This window comes from Bacillus sp. FSL L8-0152 (genome assembly GCF_038006365.1).
GTDB classification, from domain to species: domain Bacteria; phylum Bacillota; class Bacilli; order Bacillales; family Bacillaceae_G; genus Bacillus_A; species Bacillus_A cereus.
In genome coordinates, this window is the sequence record NZ_JBBOVB010000001.1 from 2,190,747 (window position 1) to 2,206,318 (window position 15,572).

Below are 15,572 nucleotides of genomic sequence, written 5' to 3' on the forward strand. Positions count from 1 at the left end.
AATGTTTTTTCCTGCTATGAAAATAAATATTTTATAATGATATATAGATAGTTATATGTTATTCTTTTCCTTGATTGTATTGGAAATGGAAAGAGGGGAAATACATGTTAGAAGTAAATATCCGCTCAGCTGGATATGAAATAGGCGAAGAAACAATTCATAATATAGCTTTTTCTATCGAAAAAGGTGAACTAGTTGCTCTTATTGGAGCAAATGGTGCTGGGAAGAGTACGACGATAAAAACGATGCTCGGATTACTTGTAAATATGGACGGTGAAATATCATTCGGTGAAAAGAAAAATCCGTATGCATACGTGCCAGAACATCCAACATACTATGATTACTTGACGCTCTGGGAACATATTGAATTATTAATGGCTGCTCGTGGAAGTGAAATGGGAAGCTGGGAAGAACGAGCGGAACAATTATTACATACTTTTCGAATGGATAAGCATAAACATGAGTATTTATCAAAGTTTTCAAAAGGTATGAAACAAAAATCGATGCTAATATTGGCGTTTTTAACTGAGCCAGATTTTTATATCATTGATGAACCCTTTATCGGTTTAGATCCAGTAGCTACGAAAGAGTTTTTAAGTTATTTATATAAAGAAAAAGAGCGCGGAGCAGGAATTTTACTTTGTACGCACGTATTGGATACTGCTGAAAAAATTTGTGAAAGATTTTTACTCATTTCACAAGGTACATTAGTCGCAGATGGACATTTAGAATCTATTCAAATGTTAGCGGAAATGCCGGGTAGCTCATTACTAGACTGCTTTGATGTAATCGTAAGGCGTGAACAACATGATTAAACAACAATTTTATAAAAGATTACGCCATGAGCTTCAGCGGAAGTGGAAGTCTATACGTTCGGTAACAGATTGGACAGTCGCATTATATATTATTATACCAGCACTTATATTTATGGGAATCTATTATAGGTCACTATGGATAAATGAATTATCAACGGAAGAGACGATTTATTTCGGATTAGGATTACTCGCATTTTATCTAGTAACATATCCGAGAGGAGTTCGTTCATTTTTTGAGCAAGCGGATAGTTTATTTTTAATTTCGTATGCAACACATATGCAAAAATTAGTCCAGTATGGCATGATGTACACATTTGTTCGAATAGCGATAACGAATATAATATTAGTCGTTATTATGTTACCGGTGTTGATGAAAAGTATCGGAGTAACAGAGATACAAGTCCTATTATTTTGGGTATTCTTTACTATATTTCGATTTATGATGTCGTTGTTAACGAGATTTATTCATGTACATGCGGAGAAACGATGGGTTTTATGGATTGTAAAAAATGTAGTATTTTCTATGAGCGTGTCCTTTTTTGGAATTAGTTTATTTTTTATTTATAAAAATCCATTTTATTCAATTCTATTTATCGGTTTAGTAATTTTCTTAAGTAGTGTATTAGTAAAAGCGAAAATGAATTATAAAAAGTTCTTTTTTAAAGAAATTGAGAAAGAAAAGGAGGAAAGCATGCGCTGGACGAGCGGAATTATGCAAGTTGGTGGTCATGCGGCTAAACCGAGTAGTTCGAATAAAAAACCGTGGATGTTTCCGTACTCTAAAAGACTATTAGGAAAAAAAGCTGATTCTCGTATTGTCGAATCTTTTTTGAAAGAATTTTTCCGTACAAGTACTGCACGAATATTTTATATTCAAATTGTATGTATCAGTACTGCAAGTATAATTATGACTCCTAGGTGGATTGCAGCTATTGTTCTCGTATTTGCTGTAGTTGCAATTTCTCGCTATGCACGTGATTATTGGAATGAATTTACGAATAAGATGTTTCTTCATTTATATTGTGATGAAGGGAACTTACTTTTGTTAAGATGGAAGGCAAATCGTTATTTACTACTACCAGCAATACTTTTGTATGGAATAGTTATACTTGCCCAGTTTTATTTATTGCCAGCTGTGATTGGTGGCATTATTTTTATTTTATTAATTGTATGGATTGTATTTTTACCATTAAAAAAGAGCCATTGACGGCTCTTTTTCTAGTCTGTAACACTTTGATAAATAAAATATACTAAAACGAGTATGCTTGCGGCGGAATACATGACATCTAAAGTCATCTAATCGCCTCCTTATTATTGTTGTATTTTTATTGTATGAAACCTTACAATTTCATATTCAAGTGAAAAATATGTGAACGTTAACAAAATTGTAAAGTGCAAAAATTACAATCATTTTGTATAATAGAAGAAACCACCGTTATATAAAAAAATAATGAGTGAAAGGGGAGGGAACATAAATGCCAAATTGGTTTAGAAAAACCTTAGTCGCATTAATTACCGTATTTACATTTGGTTTAGTGACGCCTCCTTCCATATTACTTGATAATGCCAAAGCTGCGGACAAGCCTACGAGCACAGCTGGGCAACAAAGTTTGGAGAGCACGTCCTATACATATGAAGAAACGAATGACAGGTTAACCACCGATACTTTTATTACTTATGCAATGCAAGAAGCAGAAAAGCAGTCGATGCAAAAGTTTGGTACTAAAATTGGTCCAGTAATTGAAGATGAGTTTAAAGATGTAATATTACCGAAAATTGAAGAGGCAATTGCTGAGCTTGCTAGTGATGTACCAGAAGATTCACTACAATCATTAGCGATTTCTCAAAAACCAGCTGGTGGAAATAATGAAAAGATTTTTCACGTCTACGATACGAAATCAGGAAATGATTTATTGCGTTTCCATGTAAGAAGAGATCATCCGCCGCAAGATGGTTATTATTTTAATTTCCATTATCACCGTTTTGATGATGGATACTCTGGACATCATGAGTTAGGAAATATTTATTGGAATACGAATGTACCGCCGAAATGGTTGTCTTAAAAAGAACAAGAGAAAATCTTGTTCTTTTTTATTTTTATAGAAGGGACAGACAACTATGTTGTTGAATAACATAGGTTTAGAAAAAAGAAGCAAAAGGAGTATGGAGATGCAAAAATATATTGTTTTTGACTTTGATGGCACATTAGTAGATTCACAAAATATATTTGTACCGATTTATAATCAACTTGCTGAAAAACATGGATATAAAGCAGTAAAGGAAGACGAAATTGAACATTTACGTAAATTAACGATGACAGAGAGATGTAAACAACTCGATGTACCACTGTATAAATTACCGATATTAGCTTTGGAATTTTATAAATTGTATCAGCCTGCTATAAAAAATCTTGTTTTATTTCATGGGATGAAGGATGTATTAGATGAACTACATAAAACAGGATACGGTATTGCGGTCATATCATCTAACTCAGAAGAGCATATTCGGGCGTTTTTGCACAATAATGGTATCGAAAATATTCAAGAAGTGTATTGTTCTAAAAATTTGTTTGGTAAAGATAAAATGATAAAAAGATTTTTAAAATCGAAAAAGATAACAGAGCAAGATATGTTATACATTGGTGATGAACAGCGAGATGTAGCAGCTTGTAAAAAGGCTGGGGTGAATGTAATTTGGGTATCTTGGGGATATGATGTTATTGAAACAGTGAAAAAAGACGCACCCGATTATATGGTTCATAAGCCGATGGAAATTGTGCAAGTAGTACAAGGAGTGTATTCATCATATTGAATTTTGAGTAGCAAATTTAGAGGAATCCATTTCTTATTATGATAAGTTGTTTCCGATAATTGGATGGAGAAAGTTAAATGAAGTAGCATATAGCACGGGAGAAAGTGAAATATACTTTAAAGAAGTAGATGAGGAAATCGTAAGGACGTTAGGTCCTAGACATATTTGTTATCAAGCTATTCATAGAGAAGTAGTTGATGAAGTAGCAGATTTTCTTTCTAGTACGAAAGTGAAGGTAATACGTGGTCCAATTGAAATGAATCATTATTCAAAAAGGTACTATACGATTGATTTTTACGATTCGAATGGATTTATTGTAGAAGTAGCCTATACACCAAATGCAGAAATGTGAGGGGAATAGATATGAAGATAATTACAGCACGGCAAAACAATATACAAATTGTAAAAGATGCAGCGAATATTGAAGAAATTTCTAAAGGTTTCTCTCCAGATAAGAAATATGTAATTACGAATGCAAATAATGAAAAATATTTATTTCGGACAGGAGATATAAAAGAGTATGAAAGAAAGAAAATAGAGTTTCAAATTTTAAATGAAATGGTAAAACGTAACATACAGGCACAAAGGCCAATTGAAATAGGTATATTGGAAGAAGAAGGTGTATGCTATAGTATTTTTTCATATTTAGAAGGGGAAGATGCGAAGAAGCTATTGCCTACGTATTCACCAAAAGAACAATATGATATTGGCATAGAGGCAGGAAAAGATTTAGCAAAAATGCATACATATGAAGCTCCTAATGATATACTTCCATGGCATGAAAGAGCAATGAAAAAACATAGTAAATATTTAGAAGCATACAAAACATGCGGAATAAAAATAAAAAATGATGATAAGATTATTAAGTTTATAGATGAAAATGAAATGTATGTAAAGGATCGCCCAAATCGATTTCAACACGATGATTTTCATTTAGAAAATATAATTGTACGGGATGGGAAATATGTAGGTGTAGTTGATTTTAATGGTTATGACTGGGGCGATCCACTGCATGATTTCGTGAAAATTGCACTATTTGCAAGGGACATTAGTATTCCGTATTCAATCGGACAAATAGAAGGATACTTTAATAGGAGAATACCAGAGGAGTTCTGGAAATTATATGCGGTGTACGTTGGCATGACAGTTTTCTCATCAGTTGTCTGGACATTAAGAGCAGCACCACATATGTTGGATGATACGTTAGAGCGTCTTACTATTGTATTGGAAGATCATAAAAACTTTGAGTTATCAAAACCAAGTTGGTTTCAACCAGATAAGATTGATATGAAATAGAAAAGGTAGGTGTGATTTGCACCTACCTTTATTTTTTACCATCAAAATAATTATTTAATTTTCTTAAATGTAAGCGGCTGTGTACTTAACATAGCAGGTACATGTAACTGAAGGGATGGGAATTCACCACTTACATTCATTTCATAAGCGAATAATAAGCTCATTTTCATTTGGAATAAGTCAACTTTTGTAGAGAAGATGTCGTAATGATGATGCCCTAATTGAATATCCATTTCCATAAATTGTACATATAACGAATCATCTCGTTTGTATACTTGTAATGTTCCGTATGCAGGATGTTCAAAAGTACCAGTATAATCCTCTAACTTGTGCGAAGGTGTAGTCCCTTTAATTTGTTCAGGGAGGGATTCAGTTGCTTCTTTCATCATTTCCTTCATTTTTTTAGTATCTTCTACAGCACGTTTATGCCAATCAATGGATTCTAATTCAAGTAGTTCGTCATAAATTTGATTAGCGAGATAAGTAGGAAGTAATGTTCCTCCAGCATTCGTTAAAATGACAAGGCCTATGTTTTCTGTTGGTATAAATGAAACAAGCGCTGAAAATCCATCGATATTACCGCCATGATGAATCACTTTTTTACCACGATAAGCGCTAATAAACCAACCAAGACCGTAACTATTTAATGGAGATTCAGGGAGTGATAAAACCGGTTGGTCTGGAATTGAATTGTGTGGTGTATACATTTGTTGTAATAATTCAGAGGAGATTAATTCATGATCTCCAAATTTTCCTTCATTTAAGTGGAGAAGTACCCAATTTGCCATATCTTCAATTGTGGAATTAATACACCCAGCAGCGCCAACTGTATCGATGTTACGGAATGGAACTGCTTTTATTTCACCGTCATTTTCAATGTAAGGTAAAGCATAATCATCTGTAGTTTGTGAATCGTTAACAGAGAAGTTTGTATGTCTCATATTTAAAGGTTCTAAAATATGTTCTGTAGTGTATTGCTCCCACGTTTGATTTGTAATGTTTTCAACAATGTAGCTAATTGTTGCATACATTAAGTTGTTATATAGAAATGCAGTCCGGAACGGTGCATCAAGTGGTAAATGTTTTATTTTTTCAACGAGATCTTTTCGAGATAAGGAAGAACTATACCAAAGAGCCTCATGACGACTCACTCCAGTTCGATGAGAAGCTAAATCCAGTCCTGTAACTTGTGAGCTAGCAAGTAGTTCAGATAAAGTAAAGTTAGGTATATAAGACTGGATAGGGGTATCCCAATTAAACTTTTTTTGCTGTGCTAACAAGCTTAATGAAAGTGTGCCAAATGCTTTCGTTGAGGAACCGATTGCGAATCGAGTATTCGGTGTAACAGCCTCTTTTGTTTCTATATTACGATAGCCGAAACCTTCTGAAATAATAACTTCACCGTCTTTTATAACAGCGACAGCAGCACCAGGAACATTTAAATCCTTCATCATTTTTTCAACCGCTGTTTGTAAAGAAGTCATAACAGGCGTTTCAATTTTAGACATACTTCTAACCTCCAAATATAAATTTTGTTCTACCGCACTATACTTTCGGTAATAGAAAATGAAAACCTTTTTAAATTTGGAAAGTTAATAATTTTGTAAGAATTAGCGGAAGAAATTTTATTAATTAGGATTATTAAATTTACCATTTTTCATGTTATGATAAATTGCATATACGATTGAAAGAAGGTTTTCCTACATATGAAACATGCTGAAAATGAATACTTAAATTTATGCCGCCATGTAATGGAACATGGTACGAAGAAAGAAGATCGTACAGGGACAGGAACGGTATCTGTATTTGGATATCAAATGCGTTTTGATTTGAGTAAAGGATTTCCTTTATTAACGACAAAAAGAGTACCATTTCGCCTTGTAGCAAGTGAACTACTTTGGTTTATGAAAGGTGATACAAATATTCGCTATTTATTGCAGCATAATAATAATATTTGGAATGAATGGGCGTTTAAGAGCTGGGTAGAAAGTGATGAGTATACTGGTCCTGACATGACGGATTTTGGTCTTCGCTCACAACAAGATGAAGAATTTAAAGTACAGTACGATGAGCAGATGGAATTGTTTAAAAAGAACGTTTTAGAAGATGATGATTTCTCAAATAAATATGGTTATTTAGGAGACGTTTACGGTAAACAGTGGCGAGCTTGGAAAACGACAGCTGGTGAGACACTTGATCAATTAAAAGATGTAATTGAAATGATTAAAAAAACACCAGACTCACGTCGTTTAATCGTTTCTGCTTGGAATCCTGAAGACGTACCAAGTATGGCATTACCCCCTTGTCATACATTATTCCAGTTTTATGTAGCGGACGGAAAGCTTTCTTGTCAGCTATATCAAAGAAGTGGTGACATATTCCTTGGAATACCATTTAACATCGCAAGTTATTCACTACTAACACATTTAATTGCACACGAATGTGGTCTTGAAGTAGGGGAATTTGTTCATACAATTGGTGATGCACACATTTATACAAATCATTTTGAACAAGTAGAAAAGCAATTGGCACGTGAACCACGTCCGTTCCCGAAACTTACATTAAATCCAGATGTGAAATCTGTTTTCGATTTTGAAATGGAAGATTTAACGATTGAAGGATACGATCCGCATCCAGCAATTAAAGCACCGGTTGCAGTATAATTGTAGAGGAGATGAAAAAATGATTGTTTCATTTATGGTCGCAATGGACGAAAATAGAGTAATTGGTAAAGATAATAATTTACCTTGGCGTTTACCGAGTGAATTACAATACGTGAAGAAAACAACGATGGGTCACCCGCTTATTATGGGAAGAAAGAACTATGAAGCGATTGGTAGACCGCTGCCTGGAAGACGTAATATTATTGTAACTCGTAATGAAGGATATCACGTTGAAGGATGTGAAGTTGTTCATTCTGTAGAAGAAGTATTCGAACTATGTAAAAATGAAGAAGAGATTTTTATTTTTGGCGGAGCGCAAATTTACGATCTCTTTTTACCATACGTAGACAAGTTGTATATAACAAAAATTCATTATGCATTTGAAGGAGATACATTCTTCCCAGAAATGGATATGACAAATTGGAAAGAGATTTTTGTAGAAAAAGGTTTAACAGATGAAAAAAACCCGTATACGTATTATTACCACGTATATGAGAAACAACAATAATAAAGAAGATTGATGTGAGAATTCGCATCAATCTTTTTATTTATATTCACCAATATAAGTTTATAGATGAGATTCGATAGTGCTATAATGATAGGTAGCATGTAAAAATGCTAAAATTTTCAAAAGTACTAATATAGAAAGAGGAGGAGAATCGATTGAGAAAGATATGGGGGATTCTTTTTCTTTGCTTAACATTCATGTTAGTTGGATGTGGTAAAGAAGAAAAACCACAAGAAGCGTTTGATACATATGTAAAAGCGTGGAATAAACAAAAATTTGCAGATATGTATGATCAACTATCAAAAAATGCAAAAAAAGATATTTCAAAGAAAGAGTTTACTGAGAAATATGAAAAAATTTATTCTGGTATCGAAGTGAAAGACTTAAAGGTAGAAACAGGGGAAATAAAAGAAGATAAAAAAGATGAAGGCCCTGTTCCTTTTAAAGTAAGCATGGATACAGTTGGTGGTAAAATTACTTTTGGCCATGAAGCAAAAATGGTGAAAGAAAAAGATGGAGATAAAGAATCTTGGAAAATAGATTGGACTCCTGATTTTATTTTCCTTGGCATGACGAAAGATAGTAAAGTGCGTATGCAGACAACACAGCCAAAACGTGGTGAAATATACGATCGTAATGGAAAAGGTCTTGCAACGAATGGGAAAGCTTCTGAAATCGGATTGATTCCTGAAAAGTTAGGCGATACTGCTCCGCAAACGAAAGAAACAGTAGCGAAGTTATTAAATATGTCTGTAGAAGAAATTGATCAAAAATTAGCTGCTAAATGGGTAAAACCAGGGTATCTCGTACCAATTGGAATTTTGCCTGAAGGGGCAACGCAAAATACGTACATTGATTTACCAGGTGTTTCAACAAAACCTGTAAATGTTCGTACATATCCGTTAGGGGAAGCGGCAGCTCATCTGACTGGTTATATTGGAAAGGTAAATGCTGAAGATTTAAAAACGCTACAAAAGAAAGGCTATCAAGCTGATGACCCAGTTGGTAAAGCTGGTTTAGAGCAAGTATTAGAGGAAAAGCTACGCGGTAAAAAAGGTGGCCGTGTCTTTGTAGAAGATGCGCAAGGAAAAGAAATTAAAAACTTGGCAAAAACAGATGCTGTTGATGGAGAAAATGTAACTTTAACTATTGATAGTGCTGTTCAAGAAAAAACGTATAATGAAATGAAGGGCGAAGCTGGTTCAAGTGCAGCAATCAATCCGAAAAGTGGAGAAACAATTGCACTAGTAAGTAGTCCAGCATATGATCCTAATTTAATTGCACGAGGAACATCGAAAGCGCAACGCGAAGCTTGGAATAATGATCCGAAAAAACCGATGACGAATCGCTTTACACAATTATCGGTACCGGGTTCTGTATTTAAACCAATTACAGCTGCAATTGGTCTTGAAACGAAAACAATCGATCCAAAAGAAGAGTTGAAAATTGAAGGATTAAAATGGACAAAAGATTCTTCTTGGGGTAATTATTATGTAACGCGTGTGAAAGATGCAAATCCGATTGATTTTGATAAGGCGATGAAATACTCGGATAATATTTACTTCGCACAAGAAGCTTTGAAAATCGGAAAAGACAAGTTTATGAGTGAAGCGAAAAAATTCGGATTCGATGAGAAACTACCAATTGAATATGGATTCCCTGCTTCTAAAATTGCAAATGACGGCATTAAAAATGATATTCAAATGGCAGATACAGGATATGGACAAGGACAAGTATTAATGACTCCTCTTCATTTAGCTTTAACGTATGCGCCAATTGTAAATGATGGAACGATTCCATCACCGTATATTATTAAAACAGATAAACAACCAAAAGCTTGGAAAGAAAATGTAATTTCTAAAGGAAATCAGGATATATTAAAAACTGCTATGACGAAAGTAATTAATGATCCGGATGGTACAGGGAAAATTGCTAAGATTGATGGAATGACTCTTGCTGGAAAAACAGGTACAGCGGAATTAAAAGTATCTAAAGAAGCCGAAGGAAAAGAACTAGGCTGGTTCGCTGCATTTGATTTGAATTCGCCAGATATGGTCATTACAATGATGATTGAAGATGTAAAAGGTAGAGGTGGAAGTAACATTCCAGCTGAAAAAGTAAAACATGTTTTTCAAAAATAATATGTAATAAAAGGCTATCTCTATAATTTATAGAGGTAGCCTTTTTGTATGAGAAGTCTTAATATCTGTATACTAAATTTTAGAGAAACAAAATAAATCATTAACTTACGAAAAAAAAGTAGCTATTTTTTATTGACATTGAATAAAACTTTTTGTATTATACTTACATAAGGTAAGTTATTAACTTTTAAAAAACAAATCTTGAATTGAAGATAAAGAGAAAAAAGGGAGAGAATACAATGACAAAAGTACTATTTATTACAGCAAATCCAAATTCAGCAGAAGGTTCTTTCGGAATGGCAGTAGGGGAAGCTTTCATCGAGGCTTATAAAAACGAGCATCCACAAGACGAAGTTGTAACAATTGATCTATTCAATACTACTGTACCAGCAATCGATGCAGATGTATTTGCCGCTTGGGGTAAATTTGCAGCAGGTGAAGGCTTTGAAACTTTAACGGAAGCTCAACAACAAAAAGTAGCAGCAATGAACACAAACTTAGAAACATTTATGCATGCAGATCGTTATGTATTCGTAACTCCAATGTGGAACTTTAGCTATCCACCAGTAGTAAAAGCATACTTAGATAACGTAGCAATCGCAGGTAAAACATTCAAATATACTGAAAATGGTCCAGTCGGCTTATTAGAAGGTAAAAAAGCACTTCACATTCAAGCAACAGGTGGCGTATATTCTGAAGGAGCATACGCAGCTGTAGACTTCGGACGCAATCATTTAAAAACTGTATTAGGATTTGTCGGTGTAAATGATACTGATTATATTGCAGTTGAGGGTATGAATGCAAACCCTGAAAAAGCACAAGAAATTAAAGAAGCGGCAATTGCTAATGCTCGTGAATTAGCAAAACGTTTCTAATATAGAATGCTTAAAAAGTCCAAACACTTGCTGTTTGGACTTTTTTTCTTCTTTTTCCTTCGTTTGTCTAGTATAATGAAGGTCGGAATGATAATAGGTGGGGGTTCTGTATGATTCAAACGTTTTTTAAAATCTTTTATTTAATTTTAATTGTAATTGCGATTACACCGAGAATGTGGCGTCTTAAAAGACAAGTAAATACGATGGCGCCAAAAGAAAAAGATAATGCTGTGTATAAAACGACAAATTGGTTTGGTAAGAAAATGGTACGTGTAGCTGGAGGGACAGTAGAAGTGAAAGGGCTTGAAAATGTTCCGAAAGACAAGCCGGTACTAGTTGTAAGTAATCACCAAAGTAATATGGATATCCCTGTTTTACTAGGTTACTTAAATAAACCAATTGGATTCGTGTCAAAGGCAGAGATTAAAAAGTTCCCAGTTGTACCAACTTGGATGGAACTTATGAATTGTGTATTTATGGATCGTAGCGATCGTCGTCAATCTCTTAAAGCAATTAAAGATGGAATCGAACTATTAAAGAATGGACATTCTATCGTAATTTTCCCAGAAGGAACGAGAAGTAAAGGTGGCGAAGTTGGAGAGTTTAAGGCTGGTAGTTTCCATCTTGCAGTAAAATCAGGTGTAGCAATTTTACCTGTAACGTTAGATGGTACATATAAGATGTTTGAAGCGAATGGAAATCGTATGAAGTCAGCTCATGCAACAGTAACAATTTCTAAGCCGATTACACCTGAAGAGTATGCGAATATGGATATTAAAGAATTAACGAAGCATACACAGGAAGTTATCGCATCACAATTACATAAGTAATAAAAAAGGTTTCAGCTTATAGTAAGCTGAAACCTTTTTTATTATGCTGTAGGTAAGACGTAAAAGAGTACACAGAAGAACATCATCGTACTACCACCTAAAACGAACAGGTGCCATATGGCATGGTTGAAAGGTAGCTTTTCCCAAAGGAAGAATATAGCTCCGACAGAATATAAAATTCCACCTGCTAAAAGTAGTGAAAAACCATGTCCAGTTAGATTTTCATAAAGTGGTTTAATGGCAACGATTATGAGCCAGCCCATAATGATGTAACATAAAGTTGATGCCTTTATAAAGCGACGTACAAAGAAGATTTTGAAGACGATACCTCCGATTGCAAGTGTCCAAATTATAGCAAGCAACGTCCATCCTAATGGGCCACGAAGTGTAATAAGTAGAAAAGGAGTATACGTGCCAGCAATCAATAAGTAAATGGCTGAATGATCTAAAATAGTAAATATTTTTTCTACTTTAGGATGATGAATGCTATGTAGCAATGTTGAAAACAAGTACAGTAAGAACATGCTTACACCATAAACAGTAAATGCGACTACAGCTGATGCGGTACCGTGCTTAGAAGCATGAATAATCAATATGATTAAGGCAGGGATGCTTAAAATGGCACCGATACCATGTGTAATTGCATTTGCAATTTCTTCTTTTACAAATTGGGTCATTCGTGTCATTTTTTCAGTCATAATGCAAATCCTTTCTACTATCATAAAATAATATGTCATTTCCCTTACCATATCATACACAAGAGCAATAGAAAATGAAATTTGTATAATTGATTATATTTTTGAATTTTTTTGACAAAAGGCAATGGATTTGTTGACGTTTTCAAACTTTTTTGACAAAATAAAATTATGTAATAGTAGGACAAGGAAACTACTAATAAAGGGGATGGGGAAATGTTTTCAAATATTGGCTTTCCAGGGTTAATTTTAATTTTAGTAGCAGTACTCATTTTATTTGGACCTAAAAAATTGCCGGAAATCGGGAAGGCTTTAGGGGAAACGTTAAAAGAGTTTAAAAAATCAACGAAAGAATTGACAGATGACGCATTTCAAGAAAAGGAAAAGAAAGAAAAACTGTAATGTATTTTCCTTGTAATGGATAAATAAAGTGTGGTGAACGAGATGGAAGATCGGGAAATGAGCGTAGTAGAACATATTGTTGAACTTCGAAAAAGAGTAATATATACAGTGTTATCCTTTGTACTATTTTTAATTATTGGATTTACTTTTACAAAGGATATTTATTTTTGGCTTGTAAAAGATTTACCAATGAAATTAACTGTTCTCGGTCCAAGTGATGTATTGTGGATTTTTTTCTCGATTGCTACAGTATTTGCTATCGTTTGTACAATTCCTTTTGCTGCTATACAAATTTGGTTATTTGTAAAACCGGGTTTACATCCAAATGAACAAAAGATGACAATAATGTATATACCGGTATTGTCTATATTATTTATCGCAGGTTTATGTTTTGGATACTTTATTGTAATGCCGTTTCTATTTCACTTTTTAACTACGATAGGTAATGAAATGTTTAATACGATGTTTACGACAGAAAAGTATTTTCATTTTGTACTTAATTTAACAGTTCCATTTGCGGTGATTTTTGAATTGCCAGTTGTTGTAATGTTTTTAACTAGTATTGGAATACTTACGGCGGAATTTTTAATAAAAATAAGAAGGTACGCTTACGTAGCATTGATTATCATTGCATCTTGTATATCACCGCCTGACTTTTTATCTCATAGTTTAGTTGCGGTGCCGCTTATTTGTATTTATGAAGTAAGTATTGCTTTATCAAAGGTTGTAAGTAAGAGGAAAAAGAAAAGAGAAGAAATGCAGTCGAAAAGTGCCTCGTTATAAAGGCACTTTTTTATTTATTTGTTATACTATAGCTATAAACGTATACAATATATAGAAGAAAAAAATTATAGAATCTCCAAAATTTAGACAAACTTTGCGCTTTTATAAGCTTATACTAAATGTATTAAACAATTGATGGGTAATGAGGTTCCCGTCTCAGGGATATTTAGGACGGGAAGATGGATTAGGTGGAGATGAATAGAGTATAAATCTTCTAGCCATAAGGACTACAGAAATCATATAAGTCTGATTTTACTCCACTTTAAACAACGTCTTACAGCGCAAAGTAGAGGAAGTTCAAAAATCCAATGAAAAAGAGGATTGATATTGTGATTACGAAAAGTTTTTATTTCACTCATTCAACAGGGGATTGTATTAAAATATTCGAAATCCCTGTCCTACAGGCACAGCATCCATTATCGTTTCTAATTCAGTCTCGTCTTCAATTATTTATTGCAAAAATTCAAAAACAAAAACATCCAAGATTTTCATATTCTTTCCGTGAATATTTACAAAATTGTTTGAAGTGGAATGATTATTTAAATGTATATAAAACAAATACTCTTGAAAAAAATGCATGATATAGAGTAGAGACAGGGTTAGGAGCTCTGTCTTTTTCATTTTAGATATAAAAATATAATTAATTTGATGAAATTTCGTTCCAAATTGTTGAAAGCAGTGGGAATACTAGTATAATAACAAGGAGAGCGTATTGGAAAGGGAAGAATATAATATGCAAAAAATTAAAATTGTAACAGATTCAACGGCAGATTTATCACAAGAGGTAATCGAGAAGTATGACATTCATGTTCTACCATTATCAATCTCTGTAAATGGACAAACATATTTAGATCGCGTTGATCTACAACCAGATGAATTTATTGAAGAAATGATTAAATCAGAGGAACTACCAAAAACATCACAACCTGCAATGGGTACATTTGTAGAAATGTACGACAAGTTAGGTGAAGATGGAAGTGAAGTACTTTCCATTCATATGACAAGTGGAATGAGTGGTACTGTAGCAACTGCAAATAGTGCTGCATCAATGACTGATACAAAAGTAACAGTTGTTGATTCTCAATTTATTACACATGCTTTAGCATATCAAGTGATTGAAGCTGCAAAAATGGCAAATGAAGGACGCTCACTAGAAGAAATTTTAAAACGTGTAGATGAAGTAAGAAAGAATACTCGTTTATATGTAGTAGTAGATACATTAGAAAACTTAGTGAAGGGTGGACGTATCGGTAAAGGAAAGGCGTTTATCGGTTCGCTGCTTAATATAAAGCCAATTGCTAGTCTTGAAGATGGTGTTTATAATCCTGTAACGAAAGTTCGTAGCCAAGGCCAAATTGTAAAAACATTAGCTAAGTTATTTGAGCAAGATACAGCTGGAAAAGTTGTAAAGGCTGTTGCAATTCCGCATGCGAAAGCAATTCCTTTAGCTGAAAGTATGAAAGCGGCGGTTGAAAAAGTGAGTGGGTTTGCTCAATCAGAAATTTTCTATACAACGCCTATAATTAGTACTCATACAGGTCCAGGTGCAATCGGATTTATGTATTTAGCAGAGTAATAAAAAAGCTACTTGAAAATATATTTCAAGTAGCTTTTTTATGTAAATAGAAAGTAAGAAATAAGAAGAGCTATACAGGCACTACCGCTAATGATATAGCGAGTCTGTAAATATTCATTCATAGATAACACCCTTTATCCTGCTATTTGCGGACAGTAAAACTCCCACCTCAAAATT

16 protein-coding genes and 1 pseudogene are annotated in these 15,572 nt (G+C 33.8%); 15 read left to right on the top strand and 2 right to left on the bottom strand.

Annotated features, from left to right (window positions below; translation table 11 throughout):
- The first annotated feature begins 104 nt into the window (after window positions 1-104).
- From MHH27_RS11145 to MHH27_RS11170, 6 genes and pseudogenes are all read left to right on the top strand, one after another.
- Window positions 105-815, top strand: a complete 711-nt coding sequence (locus MHH27_RS11145) for an ABC transporter ATP-binding protein (RefSeq protein ID WP_053564612.1) — start codon at window positions 105-107, stop codon at window positions 813-815.
- Window positions 808-2,022 carry an ABC transporter permease gene (locus tag MHH27_RS11150; RefSeq protein ID WP_000595455.1) on the top strand — a complete coding sequence of 405 codons (1,215 nt, stop codon included), beginning with the start codon at window positions 808-810 and terminating at the stop codon, window positions 2,020-2,022. The genes MHH27_RS11145 and MHH27_RS11150 overlap by 8 nt, the downstream gene beginning before the upstream one ends.
- 268 nt (window positions 2,023-2,290) lie before the next feature.
- Window positions 2,291-2,878 carry a YpjP family protein gene (locus MHH27_RS11155; protein WP_001134421.1) on the top strand — a complete coding sequence of 196 codons (588 nt, stop codon included), beginning with the start codon at window positions 2,291-2,293 and terminating at the stop codon, window positions 2,876-2,878.
- Window positions 2,879-2,984: 106 nt separating this feature from the next.
- On the top strand, window positions 2,985-3,626 hold the full coding sequence (locus MHH27_RS11160) for an HAD family hydrolase (RefSeq protein ID WP_001174995.1): 642 nt from the start codon (window positions 2,985-2,987) through the stop codon (window positions 3,624-3,626).
- Window positions 3,613-3,978, top strand: a pseudogene (locus MHH27_RS11165) (VOC family protein). Before MHH27_RS11160 ends, MHH27_RS11165 begins: the two are co-directional and overlap by 14 nt.
- Before the next feature lie 11 nt (window positions 3,979-3,989).
- Window positions 3,990-4,922 carry an aminoglycoside phosphotransferase family protein gene (locus MHH27_RS11170; protein ID WP_340942545.1) on the top strand — a complete coding sequence of 311 codons (933 nt, stop codon included), beginning with the start codon at window positions 3,990-3,992 and terminating at the stop codon, window positions 4,920-4,922.
- A gap of 50 nt (window positions 4,923-4,972) precedes the next feature.
- Here the strand turns inward: MHH27_RS11170 and MHH27_RS11175 are convergent, their stop codons facing one another.
- The gene (locus MHH27_RS11175) at window positions 4,973-6,430 is read right to left on the bottom strand and encodes a serine hydrolase (RefSeq protein WP_000034316.1); all 1,458 of its coding nucleotides are present in this window, start codon (window positions 6,428-6,430) and stop codon (window positions 4,973-4,975) included.
- A gap of 198 nt (window positions 6,431-6,628) precedes the next feature.
- Here MHH27_RS11175 and MHH27_RS11180 point away from each other — a divergent pair, with 198 nt between their 5' ends.
- The 5 genes from MHH27_RS11180 (at window position 6,629) to MHH27_RS11200 (ending at window position 11,939) form a co-directional block, all read left to right on the top strand.
- A complete protein-coding gene (locus MHH27_RS11180; protein ID WP_000679600.1) occupies window positions 6,629-7,585 on the top strand; it encodes a thymidylate synthase in 957 nt (318 codons plus the stop codon).
- A gap of 19 nt (window positions 7,586-7,604) precedes the next feature.
- Entirely contained in the window at window positions 7,605-8,093 is a 489-nt protein-coding gene (locus tag MHH27_RS11185; protein WP_000637207.1) for a dihydrofolate reductase, read from the top strand.
- A gap of 155 nt (window positions 8,094-8,248) precedes the next feature.
- A complete protein-coding gene (gene pbpC, locus MHH27_RS11190) occupies window positions 8,249-10,234 on the top strand; it encodes a penicillin-binding protein 3 (RefSeq protein WP_340942549.1) in 1,986 nt (661 codons plus the stop codon).
- Window positions 10,235-10,473: 239 nt separating this feature from the next.
- Window positions 10,474-11,109, top strand: a complete 636-nt coding sequence (locus MHH27_RS11195; RefSeq protein ID WP_000170028.1) for an FMN-dependent NADH-azoreductase — start codon at window positions 10,474-10,476, stop codon at window positions 11,107-11,109.
- 110 nt (window positions 11,110-11,219) lie between these two features.
- A complete protein-coding gene (locus MHH27_RS11200) occupies window positions 11,220-11,939 on the top strand; it encodes a lysophospholipid acyltransferase family protein (RefSeq protein WP_000616582.1) in 720 nt (239 codons plus the stop codon).
- A 41-nt stretch (window positions 11,940-11,980) separates the two neighbouring features.
- On the opposite strand, the gene trhA is transcribed toward MHH27_RS11200, so the two are convergent.
- The gene (gene trhA, locus MHH27_RS11205; protein ID WP_000136890.1) at window positions 11,981-12,637 is read right to left on the bottom strand and encodes a PAQR family membrane homeostasis protein TrhA; all 657 of its coding nucleotides are present in this window, start codon (window positions 12,635-12,637) and stop codon (window positions 11,981-11,983) included.
- Window positions 12,638-12,850: 213 nt separating this feature from the next.
- Here trhA and MHH27_RS11210 point away from each other — a divergent pair, with 213 nt between their 5' ends.
- From MHH27_RS11210 to MHH27_RS11225, 4 genes are all read left to right on the top strand, one after another.
- Entirely contained in the window at window positions 12,851-13,036 is a 186-nt protein-coding gene (locus tag MHH27_RS11210; protein WP_000492442.1) for a twin-arginine translocase TatA/TatE family subunit, read from the top strand.
- A gap of 42 nt (window positions 13,037-13,078) precedes the next feature.
- Window positions 13,079-13,819, top strand: coding sequence for a twin-arginine translocase subunit TatC (gene tatC / locus MHH27_RS11215; protein WP_000390119.1), 741 nt, complete (start codon window positions 13,079-13,081; stop codon window positions 13,817-13,819).
- 329 nt (window positions 13,820-14,148) lie between these two features.
- Window positions 14,149-14,400, top strand: a complete 252-nt coding sequence (locus MHH27_RS11220) for a DUF2535 family protein (protein ID WP_000629012.1) — start codon at window positions 14,149-14,151, stop codon at window positions 14,398-14,400.
- A gap of 152 nt (window positions 14,401-14,552) precedes the next feature.
- Entirely contained in the window at window positions 14,553-15,395 is an 843-nt protein-coding gene (locus MHH27_RS11225) for a DegV family protein (RefSeq protein ID WP_029948540.1), read from the top strand.
- Window positions 15,396-15,572: the final 177 nt, after the last annotated feature.

Excerpts from the sequence above, each read along its gene's own strand:
- MHH27_RS11145 (WP_053564612.1), top strand. The coding sequence starts at position 105 with ATGTTAGAAGTAAATATCCGCTCAGCTGGATATGAAATAGGCGAAGAA.
- MHH27_RS11150 (WP_000595455.1), top strand. The coding sequence starts at position 808 with ATGATTAAACAACAATTTTATAAAAGATTACGCCATGAGCTTCAGCGG.
- MHH27_RS11155 (WP_001134421.1), top strand. The coding sequence starts at position 2,291 with ATGCCAAATTGGTTTAGAAAAACCTTAGTCGCATTAATTACCGTATTT.
- MHH27_RS11160 (WP_001174995.1), top strand. The coding sequence starts at position 2,985 with ATGCAAAAATATATTGTTTTTGACTTTGATGGCACATTAGTAGATTCA.
- MHH27_RS11170 (WP_340942545.1), top strand. The coding sequence starts at position 3,990 with ATGAAGATAATTACAGCACGGCAAAACAATATACAAATTGTAAAAGAT.
- MHH27_RS11175 (WP_000034316.1), bottom strand. The coding sequence starts at position 6,430 with ATGTCTAAAATTGAAACGCCTGTTATGACTTCTTTACAAACAGCGGTT.
- MHH27_RS11180 (WP_000679600.1), top strand. The coding sequence starts at position 6,629 with ATGAAACATGCTGAAAATGAATACTTAAATTTATGCCGCCATGTAATG.
- MHH27_RS11185 (WP_000637207.1), top strand. The coding sequence starts at position 7,605 with ATGATTGTTTCATTTATGGTCGCAATGGACGAAAATAGAGTAATTGGT.
- MHH27_RS11195 (WP_000170028.1), top strand. The coding sequence starts at position 10,474 with ATGACAAAAGTACTATTTATTACAGCAAATCCAAATTCAGCAGAAGGT.
- MHH27_RS11200 (WP_000616582.1), top strand. The coding sequence starts at position 11,220 with ATGATTCAAACGTTTTTTAAAATCTTTTATTTAATTTTAATTGTAATT.
- trhA (WP_000136890.1), bottom strand. The coding sequence starts at position 12,637 with ATGACTGAAAAAATGACACGAATGACCCAATTTGTAAAAGAAGAAATT.
- MHH27_RS11210 (WP_000492442.1), top strand. The coding sequence starts at position 12,851 with ATGTTTTCAAATATTGGCTTTCCAGGGTTAATTTTAATTTTAGTAGCA.
- tatC (WP_000390119.1), top strand. The coding sequence starts at position 13,079 with ATGGAAGATCGGGAAATGAGCGTAGTAGAACATATTGTTGAACTTCGA.
- MHH27_RS11225 (WP_029948540.1), top strand. The coding sequence starts at position 14,553 with ATGCAAAAAATTAAAATTGTAACAGATTCAACGGCAGATTTATCACAA.